Consider the following 21024-nt stretch of genomic DNA (forward strand, 5'->3'; position numbering starts at 1 on the left):
CTCTCCCTGCAAGATTTATATGCAAAGCAAACAGCGAAAATATTAAAACTGTTTACTTAAATGGTGGTATATAAAACTTTGCAATGGAGGGGTCTTTTTATATGCAAAATACTTTTGGCGCTAGGGTAGGATTGCACTATGTAAACTAAGCAAGAAGAGGCTGTTCCATCTTTTTAAATAGCCGGCATAATGCGGTATTCCATATAATTAATTGTTAATTAAATAGGCATTTGGTATAATGAAATCAGATATTGTAGCGTAAAGGTGAATTTAAGTGGACAAATTCTTAAAATATCCAAACGAGCAAATTGATGATTTGCTGTGTGACGGCTTAAAAATCATCCAAAAGCAAGACTCATATAAATTTGCCATAGATTCGGTACTTTTGGCAAATTTTATAAAAGCTGATAAAAATGACAGAGTAATAGATATTGGAACGGGAAGCGGCGTAATTGCTCTATTGCTTTCAGCCAAGACTGATGCCAAGGAGATTGTAGGTATAGAGATAGTCGGAGAAGCCTTTGATCGTGCGGTAAGAAATGTAAAGATGAATAGGCTCGAAGAGCGAGTTAAAATAGTCCATGGCGATTTAAAGGAAGCTGTCAAGATTTTCGGTAGGGAGAGTTTTTCTGTTGTGGTAACAAATCCACCGTATATGATGATAAATGAAGGCAAAATCAGCCCTAATCCGAGCATAGCCGTTGCCAGACATGAAGTTGCTGCTACACTGGAGGATGTGGCAAAGGTTTCGTGGCAGTTATTGAGCTTTGGCGGTTGCTTCTATATGGTATATCGAACCGTAAGGCTTGTAGATGTTATATATAAAATGAGATCATTAGGCCTTGAACCTAAAATCCTGCGTTTTATCCATCCAAAAGCCCAAGCCGGTCCGAACTTGTTTTTGATGATGGCAAAAAAGGGTGCCTCAGGCGGCATAAAAATACTTCCGCCTCTCGTGGTTTACAACAGTGACGGAAGCTATACCGATGAGATAAAACAAATATATTTTGGAAAACGACCGGAGGTTTAAGATGAGTAAGCCGGGTATTTTATATCTGTGTCCTACACCAATAGGAAATCTGGAAGATATCACGCTGAGAGCTTTAAAAATATTAAAAGAAGTAGATTTAATAGCCGCTGAGGATACACGTGTTACCATAAAATTGTTAAATCATTTTGAAATAACAACACCTCTGACCAGTTACCATGAGCATAACAAGATGACAAAAGGCCCTAAGGTTATTGAGCTTTTAAAGGAAGGCAAAGATGTTGCTCTTGTAACTGATGCAGGAACTCCCGGCCTTTCAGATCCGGGGGAAGATTTAGTAAAGGATGCTATTGAGCAAGATATCCGGGTGGTACCACTTCCCGGAGCGGCAGCCGCCATATGTGCTTTGGTAGCTTCCGGCCTTTCTACCAAGCGATTTGCATTTGAAGGTTTTTTGCCTCAAAAAACTAAAGAGAAAAAGCAAACACTAAAAGAGCTGGCAGATGAACAAAGGACACTGATATTCTATGAGGCACCACACCGTATAATAAAAACATTAAAAGCCTTAAAGGATGCTTTGGGGAATCGGCAGATTGTCATTGCCCGGGAGATGACCAAGGTACATGAAGAATTTATTCGAGGGACTATTGAAGAGGTAATAGAAAGATTCCATGTAAAGTCGCCCAGGGGTGAGATGGTTATTGTCGTGGAGGGTGCACATTCTGGGCAAAAATCTGCCAAAACATCGGTAGATGGTATAAGTGAACCGGAACTTTCGGAATCTCATCTTGCAGATAAACTTTGGTTGATTATGCAAAATGAGATGGAAGAAGGTCTTTCTAAAAATCAGGCAATGAAAAGAGCTGCTAAACAACTAGGACTCTCAAGAAACCAAGCATATGAGCTGCTGATAAAAAAATCTGATGCCAAAGAAAAACAGACTTAAAAGGTGCCAATTTTTTCTTATTGACACCTTTATTAATTGATGATATATAACCGACTTTTACATCTAAAGCCAAGAAAAAAAGCCTATAACCCTTGCATAACAGGGATATAGGCTTTGCTGTCTATTTGGAAGACAGCCCAGATTTTTGTAAAATATATTATTGACTTTTGTATTTTAAGTGATATAATACAAATTCGTTAGACATCTAAGTAAATTAGAGAGTGAGGATTTAAATGAATTGTTTAGACCCTGAATCAAATTATGCTCTCTTTCTGGAGATTGCAAGATTACATTACCTGAAGACGCATAGGTCGTTTCAAAAAAGGGATGTTTATCCTGGGCAGCCGCCTTTGCTGTTTGCACTTTATAAAAACGACGGACAGAGTCAAGCGGAACTTGCACGCAGCTTAAAAATGAAAGCTCCTACTGTTACCATTATGCTGAAGCGAATGGAAAAAGCAGGAGTGGTAAAAAGAGTCCAAGATGAAACTGACCAGCGGGTTGTGCGCGTATACCTTACTGAATACGGAAGGAAACTGTGCAAAAGTATATATAAAGAAATACAATGCATAGAAGAAAGAATGTTTAGCAGGCTATCAAATGAGGAAAAGAACATTCTTAACAGACTTTTTAAAAGAATAAGGGATAATCTTAAAGAATCTATTGAGGCTAATAAGAGGTGATTAATTTTATGAAAAAAATCTTAAGTAATTTAAAACCATATTGGCCATTCATTTTAGCATCATTGATCTTTATATTCTGCCAGGCGATGTCACAGCTGATGCTGCCGTCGATGCTTGCAGATATCGTAAATACCGGCATAGTAAACACAGATACCGGTTACATTCTTGCCGTAGGAGGGAAAATGCTGTTTGTAGCTCTCGGTGCTGTAGGCGCAGCGATAGCGGCAAGTTACTGTTCTTCCAGGGCTGCTATGGGTTTTGGTAAGTCACTTAGAGAAAGTATTTTCGAGAAAGTAGAAAGTTTTTCCCTTAATGAATTTAACAAAATAGGAACAGCCTCTCTTATAACAAGAACCACAAATGATGTAACTCAGCTGCAAATGGTTGCAATGATATTTTTTAGAATGGTCGTAATGTCTCCCATAATGGCTATAGGCGCTATAATAATGGCAGTATCTACTGCACCAAGCCTGTCTTTTGTTTTTTGGATAGTTGTGCCTATAATAGCAGGGGTAATAGTAGTATTATCAAAGTTTTCATTACCTCTTTTCAGAGCCATGCAACTCAAAATCGACACAGTAAACAGGGTAATGAGAGAAAATCTTACAGGTGTTAGAGTTATTCGAGCCTTTAACCGAGTAGAGCATGAGAAAAAACGTTTTAATGCTGCAAATATTGATCTTACCAATGTTGCTATAAGAGTAAACAGGTTAATGGCTATTATGATGCCTCTTATCATGCTGATATTTAATGTTACGACTGTCGCCATTGTGTGGTATGGAAGCCTTAAAATAAATGCGGCAATAATGGAAGTGGGGGATCTCCTTGCGTTTATTCAATACGCTATGGAAATAATGTTTTCCACAATGATGCTTTCTATGATGTTTATAATGATACCGCGTGCAGCTGCATCGGTAGAAAGAATCAAAGAAGTATTAAATATGGAACCTGAAATAGTAGATCCTGAAAATCCTGTCATTCCAAAAGAAATAAAGGGAATATTAGAGTTCGACGATGTAACATTTAAATATCCTGATGCTGAAGAGCCGGCACTATCCAATATATCTTTTAAGGCACTGCCGGGACGCACTACTGCGATAATAGGTGCCACAGGTTCAGGAAAGTCCACTATTTCAAATCTTATTATGAGGTTTTATGATGTAACCTCCGGCAAAATAACTATAGATGGAATTGACATAAGAGACATCCCGCAAAAAGTTCTTCGTTCATGGATAGGTTATGTGCCGCAAAAGTCTGTCTTATTTACGGGCACGATTGCCGAAAACATAAGATATGGCAAAGAAGATGCTACAGATGAAGAAGTGCGGCATGCGGCAGAAATTGCCCAAGCATCAGAATTTATAAACGGAATGAAAGATGGTTTTGATACCATGATTGCAGAAGGCGGCCTTAACGTTTCGGGCGGACAAAAGCAGAGAATTTGTATTGCAAGAGCAATTGTAAAAAAGCCGAAAATATACATGTTTGACGATAGTTTTTCTGCATTGGATTTTAAAACAGATGCTAAGCTTAGAGTAGCATTAAGCAAAGAGACCAAGAATTCTACTATGATAATTGTAGCTCAGCGTGTCGCAACAGTTATGAATGCAGATCAAATAATTGTATTAGATGAAGGTCGAATAGCAGGCATAGGCAAACACAAAGAACTCTATGAAAACTGTGAAACTTACAGGAATATTGTTCTTTCGCAGCTTTCAGAGGAGGAAATAGCATGAGCAGTGAAAATGAGAGAATTGACAGCCACAAACTGGGAGGAGCAAGAGACAGAAAAGGCCGCGGCGGCGGACCGCCTATGGCAAGGGCTGTGGAAAAGCCCAAGGATTTTAAAGGCAGCTTGATGAGGCTTTTAAATTATATAAAACCGTATGTGCCGATAATCTTAGTCGTGTTTTGTATGGCAGCCCTCGGCACAATATTTAATATCTTAGGTCCAAAAATTATGGGTATGGCAACAACCAAGCTTTTCGAAGGTTCTATGGCTATACTGCATAATGAACCCGGGGCCCATATAGATTTTCCCTATATAATCCACATTTTACTTATATTACTTGGCCTATATATATCAAGCTCTGCATTCAGCTATATTCAGCATTATATGATGGCCGGAGTAGCCCAAGGCGTAGTAAGAAAAATGAGGGCAGATATAATGGAGAAATTGAACAGGCTACCCCTTAAATTCTTTGATGCAAACCCATATGGAGAAATTTTAAGCCGAGTCACAAATGATGTAGATAATATAAGTTCCACACTGCAGCAGAGTATGACTCAACTGATTACTGCAATTGTTACCCTTATCGGAGTAATCGTAATGATGCTGACAATAAGCCCGATGCTGACATTGGTTACCGTGATAACACTGCCGCTAAGTTTATTAGCCATAAGGTCTATCGCCTCTCGTTCTCAAAAATATTTTGCTATGCAGCAAAGAGTGCTGGGCAATTTAAACGGTCATGTAGAAGAAATGTATGGCGGTCATAATGTTGTAAAAGCCTTCGGACACGAGGAAGATGCTATTGAGGAATTTAGATCCATAAACGAGGAACTTTACGGAGCATCATGGCGGGCTCAATTTGTTTCAGGAATAATAATGCCTATCATGAACTTTATCAGCAACCTAGGCTATGTATTTGTATGTGTTGTCGGAGGTATAATGGTGGCCGGCGGACGTATTACGATAGGCAATGTGCAGGCTTTTATCCAGTATTCGCGGCAGTTTACGCAGCCTATAACTCAAACCGCAAATATAGCCAATATCATTCAATCTACAATTGCGTCAGCTGAAAGAGTCTTTGAAATATTAGATCAAGAAGAAGAAATACCTGACAAAGAAGATGCGACAGTTATTGAAAATGCCGAAGGATATGTAGATTTAGACCATGTGCATTTTAGCTATAAGAAAGATGAACCTTTAATTGAAGATTTAACAATAAATGTAGAGCCGGGACAAATGGTTGCTATAGTTGGACCTACAGGCGCAGGGAAAACAACTCTTGTAAATCTTCTTATGAGATTTTATGAAATAGATGCAGGCAAGATAATGGTAGACCATACAGATATAAGAGATATTAAAAGAAGCAATCTTAGAAGGATTTTTGGAATGGTTCTTCAAGATACATGGCTTTTTAGCGGCACAGTTAAAGAAAATATAGCTTATGGAAAAGAAGGGGCTACTGATGAAGAAATTATAAGAGCTGCTAAGGCGGCTCATGCTCATCACTTTATAAAAGCACTTCCTAAAGGCTACAATACAGTTCTTAACGAAGATGCTTCCAATATTTCCCATGGAGAAAAGCAGCTTATTACTATTGCACGAGCTATACTGGCAGATCCTGATATATTAATACTTGATGAAGCAACCAGCAATGTTGATACCTTAACGGAAATATCCATTCAAAAAGCCATGAAGGAACTTATGGAAAATAGAACGAGCTTCGTTATCGCTCACCGTCTATCCACTATTAGAAATGCGGATAATATATTGGTTATGAATCACGGCCGAATAATAGAACAAGGCACCCATGAGGAACTAATGGCAAAAGGCGGTTTTTATGCCGATCTATACAAGAGCCAATTTCTGGGAGCTTTCATGGAAGATTCGCAAGCAAATGTTATTTAAAAAACAGCCATCCAGGAGGTAATTGATGGAAACCGCCGATAAAAAGTATACAGTGATCATCTCCGATGAAGCGACTCAAATGTTGGTATCTCATTCCCGCTTTTTGGTACAAGTTAGTGAACAGGCGGCATTGAATCTAATAACCGAGTTTAAAGAGAAGGCTAAATCTTTGGAAAGGTCCCCCAAGCGAAACTCCTAGCTTTCCGATCCCTCTTTGCCCATAATATACCCTTTATAAACCGGTCTCGGCGATGCCGGCGACCAGGCTATATGGAACGAAAAAGCATTGAAATAGGCTGCCATATGGCAGCCTATTTCAATTTATACTGCAATTTATCTCTACCGTTTATAACAAGCACAATGGTCAAATCATTAAAATCCTTGCGGCATTTTTCATAAATATCGGGCGTCACTGTTATACCTGCATGAGTGGTTACAGCTGCATTAGCCGGAAACTTACCTACACCTAGCTCCAAATATGGCAACAACCCATTCTCCGCCAACAGATTTTCCGCTGTTTTACCGAAATAACCGAAGGCTTCGATTCTCAAAGGCTTTGGGACATTATTTTTAATTAAAATTTCATAGCTTATTCTATAGTATTCTTTATGAGTCATGTTTCTATCTACTGTTACAGATAAAAGTTCCACATTAAAATCTTCCGGTTTAAATGAAGGAATAGAACGATTTTTGAGAGCTAAATATGCTGTCAGGGATAAAATCAAAACCAATATTATTGTAGTTATATACAAAAATATCTTTTTTTTGTCCATAATTCTCCACATCCTTTGTTAAAACACTAAAGTATTCAATCGCCAGCCGGTACCTTCCTCATATAAGAACTCCATTGTTTCTTCACTGTAGGAGGTTATATCGTCATCATCTATGTTGTGAGGTACAGTTGCTTCGACTTTGCATCTATTTCTAAAGGCAGTTATACGATTGATTTTCGAATTTACATAATCCGCAAGGGTACCCAAATCACCCAGCGGTCTACGTATGCGGCCGTCCGCTTCTTCAAACTTTAAATCCTTATAAATCTTTTCGGAAAGTTTACTTGTGTACACTTCATTGAGCAGATTCATAATTTTTTCTTTGGAGTTTATCCGCTCGTCCTTTACATACAGCCAATATCTATCACCTTCCACTTTTAAATCCGGTATTGTGTCACCTATAGGTGATTTGGCGTTTAATAAAGATAGGTACAGGCGCTGTGATTTCGACATAAGTTCTTTGGCTTGTTCCTCGGAGATTTTATTTTTACTTAAGGACAAATCTTTATAAAGAACAGCTCCAAGTATGACAATAATTGAAATAACTAAACATGTAAAATATTTTATATATCTCATTTATATTCTCCTTGATATTTTTTAATTTAAGCTTTCTATAATACAGACGTTTTAGATGACGTTTTGGTTCGCTTTTTTTAAAAGATTTTTAAAAGATTTATTTTAGTGAAAACCAAATTTCTCTTTTTCCATATTTCCGCTATGATGAAAGCAACCATCCAGGAGGTAATTGATAAAGATAAAAATAGGCTGACCTTATGGACAGCCTATTTTTGTTGATTATACTAAGATAAAGGAAAAACTTCTTCGTGTTTTCCTATAATGTAAGATGTGTTTATTTGTTCGGAGTTTGAAGACTTGTCAATTTCTACAATAATTCTTTCGGACATATTAACGGATACCTCATAATAACGGTGAGTGCCTCTTACCTTTTTTAATCTTAAAGAAAGGTGAGTAGGATCTTTCATAAATAGGTCTATAGCCCTAATAGCTTGTTTGCGAGTACTTTTATCAAGGGATGTCAGTTGCTTATCAAATTTACGAGTAGACCTAAATCGCTTAGTCATCTTGAAGACCTTTCAGGAATTCGTCAATATTGGAAAACTCCCGCATCCTACCGGCTTTTACGTATTCTCTGGCTTCCAACATATCTTCTTGAGTTTCTTTGCTCCAAAAGTATGCTTGACTGGAAGGAATCAATTTATATGGTTCTATAATAATTTTGTTGTCAGTCAATCGCATATCAAGTACGTCTCCTTCGGAAATATCGGACGTTACAGTTTTACCCGCTTGAGTGGTTACAGCTGCATTAGCGGGGAACTTACCTATACCTAGATCTAAATACGGCAACAACCCTTTTTTTGGTAGGCTTATACATCTGATTCAAAATCAACCAGCACCCATCTTCCGCTGATTTTTTGAAATGTCATTTCATGAAATATTACGGTTTTAAATGGGTTTGCTTCCAGTTGGACGATTGCCCGAATTTTCCCTTCGCTTTCTTTATTGCAGAAGTATATAAACGCTTTATACCATTAAGAAGGATCCAAATCAATAATGTAGAGCGAAATTGACTTATTTAAGGGATCAGAGTTGTTATAAGTATCAAATATTAAATACTTCTGATTTATAAGACAACCATAAACCTTTTCAGGGCTTAATTTATCTACAGTAATAATTCGCTTGTTTTCAACATCATAAAATCTGGGGTAATCTTTAGTAAACTGCCGCCATCCTATGTATTTTCCATTGTTGTCCGGAGTATCTACAGGGTCTTTACTGACCATGACAGGCTCTGCGGTTTTGCCGTCAAAGATCTTCACACCATATGCAATCTGACTCAAGGTTTCTTTTTCACTATAGCTTTTTTCTTTCGGGTTTTCGTTATTAGTTTTTTCTGCCAGACTTGTAATAATGTCGTAATCGGGAATATTGATACCTTCAATAATTGCTATGATATCTTTAGAAGAACTCATCTGGAATAATCCACCATTGCTTTTGATTTGTGCTATTTCTAAAGGTTTGCCGTTATTATTGACCACTATGGTGGTACCGTTATCTTTTTTTCTGTATCCTAACCATGCTATTTCATCATTGTAAAGCATGGGATATTGTGCTTGAGTTTTTATTTTTTCCAGTTTATCTTCGGTAATATTGTATTGAAATAGATTTATTTGATATATATCATCTTTAATACCCACAATATCGTCAAAATACACAATGTCGTCTTTTAATACCGGCTTATTAAAGTTCCACTCATAGACCATATCAGTCTCTGGATCCACAGTGTGAACATAAAACTCTGTATCTTTTTTTGTCTTTAAATTATATACATGCAAAGAAGTTTTATACCAGTTAGAGCTTTTATCTTCTTCCCAGATAATAAAATTATCGTTTACTGCTTTTATAGCTACTTGATGGCCCTGGTCCAAAGTGACCAATGGAGTATATACCTTTTCCGTCAATGAATAAATTCCAAACTCATTGTTTATGTTATTGGAAGAAGAAATTTGAAGATATGCATTTTTATTTGCATCAACGTATATACATGAAGCATCATATTCGATTAAATATTCTTCGATTTTATAGTCCTTAAAATAATCGGAAAAAAGTCCATGGTCTTGATACATTATAATTTTATCTTTTAAAAATGCTGCATCATCTGAGAAGAAATCCTCGGAACTTATTATAGGCAATGAATCTTTGCCGTTGTAGGTGCATCCGGATATGAGTAAAAAGAACAAACAAATAAGTATAAAAAATGCATTATTCTTTTTCACGTAAATTCCTCCGTATTTTAAAAACTAGGAGAGTGTTAACACTCTCCCGAACTACCATATTAAACCTCTTGTGCTGACATAGTTGCGAAGCAGGGTTGAGGGAATATCGTAATATTTTTATCTGTTGGATATCCAGGTAGCGTATAGTCTTTCTTTCCTGTTGAATTACCAGCCGCCAACACGCCATATTTTTTGTTTATGGTATAAATCACTGAACTTTCCACTAAATTGGTATCAATAGGGTTAGCACCTGCTCTTCCATAAGGAATTGGCACATAATAATAACCTGTCCATTTATGCAAGTTAGTCGCTACAGGAAACTGTGATCTATCATCTCCATGGGATATATACCATGGACAGGGTTTCTCTAACTCAGGATCAGGTACAAAGTCCCCGATGACAGGTGCATAATCATATGATAAAATTTCATCTTCTGTATTTGTTTCAGATGCTAGAGATATTGAAGTAAACATTACTAAGATGGTTAAAACTGTAATTAAGAAAAAAATCTTTTTTCTCATGACCTTTACCTCCATGTTTTGTCATTTTTTCCTTTCTCACAATTTTTGAGTCCCGCTACACAATACTGTTAAATTTAAGAGCTTATCCCTTTATCATGGATTCACCTCTCTCGCTTGTTTATTTGTACTTTTAGTTTCAAAGGTCTTAAGGCACAATTAAAATAGAAACCTCTCTTGAAACCCTTCTATAGTACAGACGTTTAAGATGCGTTTTGGTTCACTTTTTTTAAAAGATTTTTGCAAAAATTTATTTAGAGAGAACCAAATCCCTTTTTCCCCGTCTGTTATATAAAGGGTTCATAAATATTTAAGTAGAAATAATATAATATAGTATGTAAAGCACCAACTTGAGATAAGATTGGTGCTTTCGTCTTGCAACAGCACTTTTAATAAGGTCTAATATTTTTGATAAATTTTACGGCATCATCAGCATCATCAACATATCCATCAGCAAGTGACCAGTCTTTGGGCGGTTTTGGACAAAGGGGACAAGCCTTTCTATACCCGGTATTGGGCCTGTGCTTGCTAGTGGTATTTTAGCTGAGATTGGCACTATTACTACTTTTGACTCTCATAATGCTTTGGCTCAGTATGCAGGGCTTACTTGGAGAGTTAAGCAGTCGGGCAATTATTCTGCTGATGATACTAGAATGACTAAGACCGGCAATAGGTACCTTAGATACTATTTAATTGAGGCTGCAAACAGCGTTAAAAACCATGTGCCTGAGTATAAGGAATACTACTACAAGAAGTTCGGTGAAGTAACTTGTCACCAACACAAAAGGGCACTCGCACTTACAGCTCGTAAATTAGTTCGGTTGATTTTTAGCTTGCTGACTAAAAATCAAATCTACTTTTTAAAGAATGACCCTATTGACACATATATTATACTAAATAATGATTCTTTTTATTTAATACTTGACAAAGACAATATTTATTTATTCAATAAGACTTCAAATGCTTTAACCTTTTATGGGGAAAAACCATAGAAAATTTTTAAAGGTTTAGAAACTAGAAATAGTTTAACTAAGGCTCATGAAAATATGGGAATTGAAAAAGGTACTGGTAGAAATAATTATATATTTCGCCTGCTTTTTATGCTTCTTGTTATGATACCTTTGTAGATACATATACAATCGCGTCAATTTTTTTCTTATTGACACCTTTATTAGTGATGATATATAATAATACTAATTGACAAATGACATATTCAAGAAGCGTTGAAGGGGAAAGTAAAAAGACAAAAAGCGTTAAACAGAAAAGCTTACAGGCCAAAAGGTTTTAAGCAAATGTCTTTTGAAAAATCCCACCCCGGAGCTTACGGCGATGAGCCGGTACGGAGCACCTACCGTTAGTAGGGGGAAGGTATAATCTTGATAAAATTCAAGTATACTTTAGAGTGGGTCTTTTAGACCAATGAAGGTGGTACCGCGGAAAGCAACCTTTCGCCCTTTACAGGCGAAGGGTTTTTTTATGTTCTATATTAATATATTAAAGTATAAAAGATAGCGATAGGAGGATACCCAGTGCAAAATCAGAAAAGTGTCGGTATATTTGGTGCCGGTTCCATAGCAGAAGCGATGCTGGATGGGATTTTAAGCCAGGACATAATGCCGCCTGAAGATATATATGTAACGAATAAACAAAACGATGATAAACTGCAGCTTTTGAGGGAAAGATATAATGTCAAAACTACAAGGGATTACAAAGAAATTCTTTCAAAATGCAGGTATTTGATTATTGCCGTAAAACCCGTAGATGTACACGAATTACTCATATCACTTCAAAAATTTATAACAGCAAACCATATTATTATTACTTTGGCTGCCGGAATATCTACAAAATTTATAGAAACTGTTTTGGATAAAAAAGTACAAGTTATAAGGGCGATGCCCAATACTGCCTGCAAGGTAAGAGAATCGGCTACTGCTATTACTCTAGGCAGCTATGCTACAAAAGAAGCTCAAGATTTTGCCGAAGAAATATTTTCTTCCATAGGCAAGGTGTCCGTAGTTGAAGAAACAATGATGGATGCGGTGACAGGCCTTTCAGGCAGCGGACCGGCTTATGTGTATCTGCTTATGGAAGCAATGATTGAGGCCGGAGTAAAAGTAGGCTTGCCTCGCTGGCTTTCTGAGGAATTGACGGTTCAGACAGTATATGGAGCGGCGAAAATGGTGATAGAAACCGGTGAATCTCCAAAAAAACTAAGGAAGCAGGTTACCACACCCGGAGGCACTACCATGGCCGGCATAAAAGTTCTGGAAAAGGCAGACTTTGCCGACTTACTTATTAGAGCTGTTGAAAGTGCAGCCGGAAGATCTAAAGAAATGATGAAAGAACGCAGTTGTTTACACAAATTAGAAAATGTGTTATGATACCCATGTAACAGATGGCATAGTTAAAAGATTTAAGAAAATAAAGAAGAAGAGACCGATCATAGTAGTCTCTTCTTTTGACTTTAGCTCCTTAAAATTTGTTGTCTTAATTTGCGTAATCAGATTGCTTTGTCAATTGTTTCCGAATCGTTTTTAGTCGGGGTACCTTCGTCACTTGTAGAAGTTACTGCTAAAGCATTCTCAATTTTTTTTGCACAGTCTTTACAAATATTTTTCCCGTGAAAATTGATCAATTCTTCAGCACTACTGCAGAAGATGCAAGCCGGCAAGTATTTTTTTAAAATAATTCTATCCGTATCTACATAAATTTCCAGCGCATCTTTGACGGAAATACCTAATGTGCGTCTCAATTCTATAGGTATAACGACGCGACCTAGACCATCAACTTTTCTGACGATTCCCGTAGACTTCATTATTATTTTGCCCCCTTAATTCATATTTCGACATTTACCCCAATTAAATACTACCAGAAATGACAAAAAAAGTCAACATGCAATTGCAAATTTTTACTTATTTCAGGCAGGTGATAATATTATGTTTGAATTAAATACCAATTTGAAGCGAACGTTTGAAGAAACAGCGAAGGCCATGCGCTTACGATTACAGCAAAAGCCTTCTGTGGATGCTTTGCGTTTCATGGTAGCTGATAAAGGCATCGGGAGTTTTAAAATGTGCCAGAAGCTTGACTGTCGAGGCCTGTCGAATATTGCCCAAAAAGGTAAAATAGTTGGCGTGGACGGTTCCACCAACAATGCAGGCGGCCCCTTCCCGTATTTATTTACGCTGCAGCAAGCTCTGGCTAAGGCATGCAGCAGCAAGGAAGAAGACGTCGTTATGACTGATGCCGTCTCGCCGCTGATTATGAAAGACGTAATAACCGAGGAAGAATACAGAGATTTTATAAAGCGCAATCTTGCAGAACTGGAAGTAAAAGCGGCACTGGAGGCTCTCGATAAGTTTAATCCAAGGGTGGTTTTGCTTGACGGCTCTCTTGTGCGCTACAAGATTGAATCGGCACCAATGTGGGAAACACTGAAAAATCGTGCACTAGCTCAAGATGCTGTATTGGTAGGTGTTGTAGAGGGAATCTCAACAAATATAATCAGCAGTTGCCTGAAAGATGTGCTGAATCTTGGAGGATTTCCGGCTTCGGACTGGGAAATTTTGTTTGGGCTCTTGCAGGTAGGCGAAATATTGGAGATTGTTCCTGGCTTATTTAAAGAAGGTTTTCGCACATTTTTTATGCGTTCATCCCATGACCCAAAGCCCATAGGTATTGACCTTTTGGAGGAGCAGAAGGAATATCTGGCAGAAGTGTCAAACCTTATATTTACCCTGACACCGCAGGATGGCAGAGGCATACCACTTTGGCTTGATATAATAGATAAGAATGTTAGGATTACCGATGCGGTAATGGAAGGCCTTTTAAATGCATATCTTGGGGAAGATTATGCGGAATTTTTAAAACCTAAGCGCGAAAGACGCCAGATGTAGGAGGGATTTTTGTGCAAATGCAGGTAGTAGGGCTTACAACACCTCAGGAAGTTTATGTTGCATCAAAAGATAGAAAGTTTCGTATAAACGAGCTTTTAGTTTTAGAAGATCTATATCAGGGAAACCTTATCGGCGAAGTGGTAGAAAGCAATTCCTACAACAGGTTCATACCGCTTTCCATAGGCAGCAGTATCCACGATGCTGATGTTCTAGAGTCTTTAAAGCATTTGGGATATTCCATCAGTGAAGATGAAATAAATATTGCAAAAGTCAAGCTGATTACCGAAGCCAGTTTTCCGGTAGTTACAGGCAGTTCGGTGCGTTTGCCCGCATTTGATGAGGTGCGAGGGCATTTGTTAAAAGGTGTGCGGGAAGACGGGCTTTTACTTGGTGAAATTAAAAACACAGAGGAAACCGCTGCTACCATGGAAGATGACCTAAAAGGACTTTGTGAAATGTTTTCCGGCGGTAAACTTTATAAAACGAAAAATGTGCCGTTTTTTCTGGACCTCAGATCATTTCAGCAGTACCCACATATTGGGGTCTTCGGCGGCTCTGGCTCGGGAAAATCCTTCGGCCTTAGGGTAATTATGGAAGAGATTATGAAACACGGATTTCCTGCTCTGATGCTTGACCCACACTATGAAATGGAGTTTTCCGAAAGCCAGGAAAGCAGTGAAGAAAAGCGAGATTTCAAGGATAACTTTAGAAAATTTCAGATAGGTGAACATATAGGTGTAGAATTTTTAAACTTATCCCGAGGCGATTTGCTGGCGCTTTTATCGGCAGTATCGCCACTGACCGAAGCTATGTCCAGTGCCATAGAATCGCTGCACCTTAGGGGTGATACATATCTTAGCTTTTCTAACCGCCTCGAGCTTTTAAGTGAAGCACTGGAGATGGGCCGCTTGAGGATTGAGCAGGCATTAAAACAGGATATGGAGCCTATGGAAAGAGAAAAACATGTTAAAATGCGCCAACTCCTTGAAGAATACCAAAACATCCCACTTCCATCGGTGCAGGGCATCGCATGGAGGCTTAGACGACTGCACAATTCCGGTCTTTTCAGCCATGATATAAAGCCGGTAAAGGAAGCCATGATGCAGGGCAAACTAGCAGTAATTCAAGGCCCTATATGGCTCCTGCAGGTATTTTCCACATATCTGCTTTCCAATATTTACCGGAAGCGCAGGGATTACAAGGACGGGGAACTTAAGGGTGAAGCATCGGGGGATTATTTTCCGCCATTTATCATCGCAACAGATGAAGCTCACAACTTTGCACCTAAGGGACGTGATGCAGCCACAAAGGGAATAATTACCGAGATAGCTCAGGAAGGTAGAAAATACGGAGTATTTTTGATACTTGCCACACAACGGCCCACGCTGCTGGACGAAACCGTAACCGCACAGCTAAATACCAAAATAATATTTAGAACCGTGCGCGCATCGGATATCGGCACTATTAGCGAGGAAACCGATATAAAGGCAGAAGAAGCACGGCGACTTCCTTACTTGCCCTCAGGTGATGCCTTCGTATCATCGCCGCTTTTTGGAAGAACTGTGGCTATACGAGTGCGATTCCCCCATACCAGAAGCCCACATACCCAAAATCCATTGGATGAAATACAGCTGCATAGAGAAAACTCTGAGGACAAACTCCTTGAAGCAATAAAACCCCATCTGCCCATCTATGCTGCAAGCTTTGCCCGTGCAGTAGAGGAAATTAACCGGCAGGCTGGGGCGAACTACGAAGTAAGAACCCTGAAGGCAGCCCTAGATACACTTGTAGAAAACGGTAAACTCACAAGGAAGGCAAGCCCATTAGGCGATATTTATCAGATGGCAGATATTTATTGATATTGAGCAGTAATATATGAAACATGAACATGATTATTTTTATATAAGCTTCGAAGTTCTTATGAAATATATACAGAGTGCCTAAAGAAGGTAAAAAGTATTCGTAAGTAATTTATGAAAAAAGGTGACTATTTCTATAACCTCCTGTGTTCTGGCAATTCACAGGAGATTTTTGTATTTATGGTTATGGCAAAACTGGAATAATGCTCCTGAATTTTTTATAACTTCGAAAACTTTTTTTAATCCTAATAAAATATCTTATTAATTATCAGTGCACCATAAAATTTCACTAAAATTACAGTAAAAATAAAGGAGTTTTTACATCTATGTCGAATATTTAAACAAAACATTAAAACATTAAAAACAATTTTTATTATTGAGCAACAGTATGTCGAGTAAGGAGTGAAGACAATTAAAAGAAAGGATATCGGCAATAAGATAAGGGAACTGCGCAATAATAAAGGATTAACCTTAAAGGAGTTAGGCAAGAAGACAGACCTTTCAATAAGTTTCTTATCCCAAGTTGAAAGAGGAACAAGTGCTGTTTCCATAACCGCACTGGAGAAGATTGCACATGCGTTGGAAACTGAACTTGCCTATTTTTTTACTCTTCCGCAAAAACATGAAAACTTAATAATGCGAAGTTATGAGCAAGAGGTTTTTTCTGTTGAGGAATCCAGAGTTTATAACAGGCTTACAAATGATACCAACGGAAAAGTCTTAGAGTCTATGCTTATAACCCTTTTTCCTAATCAGAAGGAAAATAAAGTGGCAACATATACTCATGAAGGAGAAGAATTTGCGTATGTTTTAGAGGGAATCCTGACAATCTTAATTGATGATGAAGAGTATCAATTAAATCCGGGAGATTGTGTTCATATGGCATCTACCATCCCTCACGAATGGGTAAATTACACAAATAAATTGGTAAAAGTACTGTGTGTTAGCATACCGCGAATTTTTAAGCAAAAATGAAAATCGATTCCGATATTGAATATTTAAAGTCAATTTTAACCTAAAAAATATCAATATCCTGTTTTGCGCGACGGGGAGTAATACGACCTTTTAAGCATAGAGCCGGAAAAGAAGATCTTTATACTAGAATCAAAATTAAGAGGGGAGAAATGTTTCATGAAGGAAAGACTTGAAAAGCTGTTTGATCTTATGGAAAAAGAAAATATAGACGGGATATTTTTGGCAAAGGATGCTAATGTCCGATATGTCAGCGGATTTACGGGTTCAGAATCTTATGCTTTAGTATCAAAGGATGCCCGGGTGCTTATAACTGATTCAAGATACACAGAACAAGCCGAACAGGAATGCAAAGGCTTCGATGTAATAAAGTGGAAAGCTCCTCATCCTACTTTGCCGGAGGCGGCAGGCGAGGTATGTGAAAAATACGGAATAAAAAAGCTGGGTTTTGAAAAAGACGTACTCACAGTGGACTTTTACGATAAGTTAAGAGAAAATTTAAAAGGCATAGAGCTAATAGGAACCGTGGGCCTTGTTGAGAAAATACGTCAGGTAAAAGACGAAAACGAGATTTCTTACATGAGAGAGGCTGCAAGGATTACAGACGAGGCTTTTAGCGAAGCGCTAAACTACATAAAGCCGGGAGTTACTGAAAAAGACGTAAAAAGAGAGCTTATATACCTGGTGCAGAAGAAAGGCGCTGATGATGTAGGTTTTTCATTTATAGTGGCATCAGGGGAGAACGGATCCAAACCCCATGCAATCCCTTCAGATAAGCCCATTGAGGCAGGGGATTTTGTGACAATGGATATAGGCTCTCTCTACAGTGGCTACAGGTCTGATATGACAAGGACCGTTGCTGTGAAAATGGCAGATGAGAGGCAAAGATATATCTATGATGTTGTCAAAAGATCTCAGGAAGAAGGAGCAAAAGCCGTAAGAGCCGGGGCCAAATGCAAGCTGGTTGATAAAGCTGCCCGGGATGTGATAACAGCCGAAGGCGTAGAAGGAATGTTTGAATATGGCATAGGTCACGGAGTGGGCCTTGAAATTCATGAGGCTCCTGCCATGTCGCCTAATAGTACCCATATCTTAGAAGTAGGTAATGTGGTTACCGTAGAGCCTGGTATATACATACCCGGGTGGGGAGGTGTTAGGATTGAAGATATGGTAGCGGTAACCAAAGACGGTTGTGAAATTTTGACGAGATCACCAAAAGAGCTTATTATTGTATAAATATGTAAATGTAGGTTTACCCGACTAATTATAATTGGGGGCGTAAAAATGAGCAAAAAACTTAAATCAACTCTTGCTCTGCTTATAGCGTGTTTTATTGCCTGCACAGCCCTTGCCGGCTGCGGAGGTTCAAATAAACCTAAGGAAGAGGCAGAGCCTGGAGTAAAGCAAGAATTAACCTTTTCTCAGTCATCAGAGATACCCAGCCTTGATCCACAGCTTATGAATGCTATGCCGTCTGTGGAGGTTTCCAACGCAATTTTTGAAGGTTTAGTAAGGCTTCATGAGGGCAAAGTTCAGCCGGGCGTGGCGGAGACATGGGATATTTCCAAAGATGGAAAGACCTATACATTTCACTTAAGAGATGCAAAGTGGAGCGATGGAGAGCCTGTGACTGCAAATGATTTTGAATACGGAATAAAAAGACTTCTTGATCCTAACACAGGTGCTGCATATGCCTTTGCCGGATATATGATAGTAAACGGCGAAGCCTATAATACAGGAAAAATCAAAGATGCAAGTCAAGTAGGAGTCAAAGCTATAGATGAAAAGACACTGGAAATAAAGATAGCAAATCCCGCACCTTATTTTTTAGGGTATTTAAGCCTTGCATGCTTTATGCCCACACGCCAAGACATAGTTGAAAAATACGGAAAAGACTTTGCTCTTGAAGCAGCAAACAATGTTTACAACGGTCCATTTATTTTGGAAGAATGGAAGCATGAATCTAATGTTACGCTGAAAAAGAACCCGGATTACTGGAATAAAGATGCTGTAAAATTAGAAAAAGTGACCATACTTCAGATTACCGATCCCAATACTGCCTTGAGCATGTATGAAAACGGAGAGCTGGACTGGGTATATGTGCCTAACGCATTGTGGGACAAATATAAAGATGATCCAAATACAAAGCTTATGATGAACGGTGCCATTGACTGGCTCAGGCTCAATCTTGATGCCGAAGGGAAACCGTGGCTTGCCAATATGGACTTTAGAAAGGCTTTGAATTACGCCATTGACAGACAAGAGTACGTTAAAGCTGCTACAAAAGGACTGTATTTACCATATTCGCGCCTTGTGCTGCCTCTTGTTACAGGAGCTAAAGGAGGTAAGTATACTGAGGAGTGTCCTATAGATGGTTACCCTCTATCCGGAGACACGGCAAAAGCCAAGGAATATCTTGACGAGGCAATGACCGCGCTTAATATAAAAGATCCGAAGGATATTACACTCGAGTTAAAGTTTTCAGATGCAGTGGGTGATAAACCTCTTGCGGAGGTGCTCCAAGATCAGCTGACAAGGAATCTCGGAATTACAGTAACAGTAAACCCCGTAACATATAAGCAAAAGCTTGCAGACGATGTGGCAGGTCAATATGAAGCAGTTTACAATGGCTGGATGCCTGACTATGACGATCCAATGACATATCTTGAGCTGTTTGAAAGCAACAATACTCAAAACTCCACGGGATGGAAAAACTCGGAATATGACAGATTGATTGAGGCTGCAAGGGTCGAAACTGATCCTGAAAAAAGACAGCAGTACTTCTGGGATGCCGAAAAATTACTCATAGACGAGTGCCCGTTTGTACCGCTACAGTGCAGACAGGTCGGCTATCTGGAAAAAGAAAACCTAAAGGGAATCTCACGGTATTTTGTGGGCTCAGACGTAGATTTTATATATGCCTATTTTGAATAAAGTTATATAATGATAAACGTTCAGTGGGGCATTTTGGCCTTTTACCTTTCACCGGAGAAATGCCCCACATCTTTAATTTTAAGAAGGGAGGGGCAGATTTTTGAAAAGATATATACTTCAAAGATTTATTATATCCTTACTTACAATATGGGTCTTGGTAACTGTGGTATTTATTCTTGTAAGGCTTATGCCTGGAGACCCTTTTATAAGCGAAAAAATGACGCCTGAAATACGAAAAAACATGATGGAATATCATGGCTTTGACAAGCCTCGGTATGTGCAGTACTTTAAGTATTTAAACAATCTTTTGCATGGTGACTTGGGACTTTCACTAAAATACAGCAACCGCAGTGTAAATACAATACTTGCTCAATCTTTCCCGATTTCTGCCGACCTTGGTATAAGAGCTGTGGTTCTTGCAACGGTTCTGGGACTTTTCTTAGGGGTAATGGCTGCTTTAAACAATGGCAGATTTTTTGATTACTTTTGTGTCATTATAGCGATAATAGGCGTATCTGTTCCGGATTTTGTGGCAGGTTCGGTTTTGCAGTATGTTTTTGGATTAAAATTGCACATGTTTCCCATAGCAAGATGGGAAAGTTTCAGGCATACAGTGCTTCCTGTAGTCGCCTTGTCCCTTAATACCCTTGCAGTTATAACCAGGACTATGCGTTCTAGTATGCTGGAAGTGATAAACGAGGATTATATACTTACAGCTAAGGCAAAGGGGCTTTCGGACTGCGAGATAGTCACAAGGCATGAAATTAGAAATGCCATACTTCCCATTGTGACCATTTTAGGGCCTATTACCGCAGGCATACTCACCGGCACCTTTGTTATTGAGCAGATATATGCGATACCGGGCATGGGAAGATTTTATGTATCCGGCATAAATGACAGGGACTACAGCATGATTTTAGGAATGACGGTTTTTTACGGCGTATTCTTGGTTGCAGCAAATTTTGTAGTTGATATAATATACGGATTTGTAGATCCCAGAATTAGAATATCCGAGAAATAAGG

General features: G+C 38.6%; 20 protein-coding genes and 1 pseudogene. 14 read left to right on the forward strand and 7 right to left on the reverse strand.

Going from position 1 to position 21024, the window contains the following annotated elements; genetic code table 11:
- Positions 1-274: 274 nt before the first annotated feature.
- From TEPIRE1_RS00100 to TEPIRE1_RS00125, 6 genes are all read left to right on the forward strand, one after another.
- Positions 275-1030: a tRNA1(Val) (adenine(37)-N6)-methyltransferase gene (locus TEPIRE1_RS00100; protein ID WP_013777159.1), complete on the forward strand. Its 756-nt coding sequence runs from the start codon at positions 275-277 to the stop codon at positions 1028-1030.
- Between the two features lies 1 nt (position 1031).
- Positions 1032-1934 carry a 16S rRNA (cytidine(1402)-2'-O)-methyltransferase gene (gene rsmI, locus TEPIRE1_RS00105; RefSeq protein ID WP_013777160.1) on the forward strand — a complete coding sequence of 301 codons (903 nt, stop codon included), beginning with the start codon at positions 1032-1034 and terminating at the stop codon, positions 1932-1934.
- A 233-nt stretch (positions 1935-2167) separates the two neighbouring features.
- Positions 2168-2617, forward strand: a complete 450-nt coding sequence (locus TEPIRE1_RS00110; protein ID WP_013777161.1) for a MarR family winged helix-turn-helix transcriptional regulator — start codon at positions 2168-2170, stop codon at positions 2615-2617.
- 8 nt (positions 2618-2625) lie between these two features.
- Complete coding sequence (locus TEPIRE1_RS00115; protein ID WP_013777162.1) at positions 2626-4353, forward strand: ABC transporter ATP-binding protein; 1728 nt, start codon at positions 2626-2628, stop codon at positions 4351-4353.
- Complete coding sequence (locus TEPIRE1_RS00120) at positions 4350-6254, forward strand: ABC transporter ATP-binding protein (protein ID WP_013777163.1); 1905 nt, start codon at positions 4350-4352, stop codon at positions 6252-6254. The genes TEPIRE1_RS00115 and TEPIRE1_RS00120 overlap by 4 nt, the downstream gene beginning before the upstream one ends.
- A 25-nt stretch (positions 6255-6279) precedes the next feature.
- Positions 6280-6453, forward strand: coding sequence for a hypothetical protein (locus TEPIRE1_RS00125; protein ID WP_013777164.1), 174 nt, complete (start codon positions 6280-6282; stop codon positions 6451-6453).
- Positions 6454-6565: 112 nt separating this feature from the next.
- Here TEPIRE1_RS00125 and TEPIRE1_RS00130 read toward each other — a convergent pair whose 3' ends face one another.
- From TEPIRE1_RS00130 to TEPIRE1_RS00155, 6 genes are all read right to left on the reverse strand, one after another.
- Complete coding sequence (locus tag TEPIRE1_RS00130; RefSeq protein ID WP_013777165.1) at positions 6566-7027, reverse strand: hypothetical protein; 462 nt, start codon at positions 7025-7027, stop codon at positions 6566-6568.
- An 18-nt stretch (positions 7028-7045) separates the two neighbouring features.
- The gene (locus tag TEPIRE1_RS00135; RefSeq protein ID WP_013777166.1) at positions 7046-7603 is read right to left on the reverse strand and encodes an IseA DL-endopeptidase inhibitor family protein; all 558 of its coding nucleotides are present in this window, start codon (positions 7601-7603) and stop codon (positions 7046-7048) included.
- Between the two features lie 224 nt (positions 7604-7827).
- Positions 7828-8109: a type II toxin-antitoxin system RelE family toxin gene (locus TEPIRE1_RS00140; protein WP_013777167.1), complete on the reverse strand. Its 282-nt coding sequence runs from the start codon at positions 8107-8109 to the stop codon at positions 7828-7830.
- Entirely contained in the window at positions 8102-8392 is a 291-nt protein-coding gene (locus TEPIRE1_RS00145; protein WP_013777168.1) for a hypothetical protein, read from the reverse strand. The genes TEPIRE1_RS00140 and TEPIRE1_RS00145 overlap by 8 nt, the downstream gene beginning before the upstream one ends.
- 185 nt (positions 8393-8577) lie before the next feature.
- Positions 8578-9822 carry a hypothetical protein gene (locus tag TEPIRE1_RS00150; protein WP_013777169.1) on the reverse strand — a complete coding sequence of 415 codons (1245 nt, stop codon included), beginning with the start codon at positions 9820-9822 and terminating at the stop codon, positions 8578-8580.
- A 59-nt stretch (positions 9823-9881) separates the two neighbouring features.
- Positions 9882-10343 carry a hypothetical protein gene (locus TEPIRE1_RS00155; RefSeq protein WP_013777170.1) on the reverse strand — a complete coding sequence of 154 codons (462 nt, stop codon included), beginning with the start codon at positions 10341-10343 and terminating at the stop codon, positions 9882-9884.
- Positions 10344-10831: 488 nt separating this feature from the next.
- On the opposite strand from TEPIRE1_RS00155, the pseudogene TEPIRE1_RS00160 reads away from it, so the two are divergent.
- Positions 10832-11197: pseudogene (locus TEPIRE1_RS00160) on the forward strand (transposase); the annotation flags it as partial.
- Between the two features lie 672 nt (positions 11198-11869).
- Positions 11870-12721 (forward strand): pyrroline-5-carboxylate reductase, encoded by an 852-nt coding sequence (proC, locus tag TEPIRE1_RS00165; RefSeq protein WP_013777171.1) that lies wholly within the window; start codon positions 11870-11872, stop codon positions 12719-12721.
- A 119-nt stretch (positions 12722-12840) separates the two neighbouring features.
- On the opposite strand, the gene TEPIRE1_RS14310 is transcribed toward proC, so the two are convergent.
- The gene (locus tag TEPIRE1_RS14310; RefSeq protein WP_222927366.1) at positions 12841-13161 is read right to left on the reverse strand and encodes an AbrB/MazE/SpoVT family DNA-binding domain-containing protein; all 321 of its coding nucleotides are present in this window, start codon (positions 13159-13161) and stop codon (positions 12841-12843) included.
- A gap of 115 nt (positions 13162-13276) precedes the next feature.
- Between TEPIRE1_RS14310 and TEPIRE1_RS00175 the strand changes: the two genes are divergently transcribed.
- The 6 genes from TEPIRE1_RS00175 (at position 13277) to TEPIRE1_RS00200 (ending at position 21022) form a co-directional block, all read left to right on the forward strand.
- Positions 13277-14236, forward strand: a complete 960-nt coding sequence (locus TEPIRE1_RS00175) for a DNA double-strand break repair nuclease NurA (RefSeq protein WP_013777173.1) — start codon at positions 13277-13279, stop codon at positions 14234-14236.
- A 17-nt stretch (positions 14237-14253) separates the two neighbouring features.
- Positions 14254-16095, forward strand: coding sequence for an ATP-binding protein (locus TEPIRE1_RS00180; RefSeq protein ID WP_173391422.1), 1842 nt, complete (start codon positions 14254-14256; stop codon positions 16093-16095).
- A 402-nt stretch (positions 16096-16497) separates the two neighbouring features.
- Positions 16498-17070: a helix-turn-helix domain-containing protein gene (locus tag TEPIRE1_RS00185; RefSeq protein ID WP_013777175.1), complete on the forward strand. Its 573-nt coding sequence runs from the start codon at positions 16498-16500 to the stop codon at positions 17068-17070.
- A 156-nt stretch (positions 17071-17226) separates the two neighbouring features.
- Positions 17227-18303 carry a M24 family metallopeptidase gene (locus TEPIRE1_RS00190; RefSeq protein WP_013777176.1) on the forward strand — a complete coding sequence of 359 codons (1077 nt, stop codon included), beginning with the start codon at positions 17227-17229 and terminating at the stop codon, positions 18301-18303.
- A gap of 48 nt (positions 18304-18351) precedes the next feature.
- Positions 18352-20001, forward strand: coding sequence for a peptide ABC transporter substrate-binding protein (locus TEPIRE1_RS00195; protein WP_013777177.1), 1650 nt, complete (start codon positions 18352-18354; stop codon positions 19999-20001).
- 100 nt (positions 20002-20101) lie between these two features.
- Positions 20102-21022, forward strand: coding sequence for an ABC transporter permease (locus tag TEPIRE1_RS00200; protein WP_013777178.1), 921 nt, complete (start codon positions 20102-20104; stop codon positions 21020-21022).
- Positions 21023-21024 lie beyond the last annotated feature (2 nt).

Source organism: Tepidanaerobacter acetatoxydans Re1 (assembly GCF_000328765.2).
Classification (GTDB): domain Bacteria; phylum Bacillota; class Thermosediminibacteria; order Thermosediminibacterales; family Tepidanaerobacteraceae; genus Tepidanaerobacter; species Tepidanaerobacter acetatoxydans.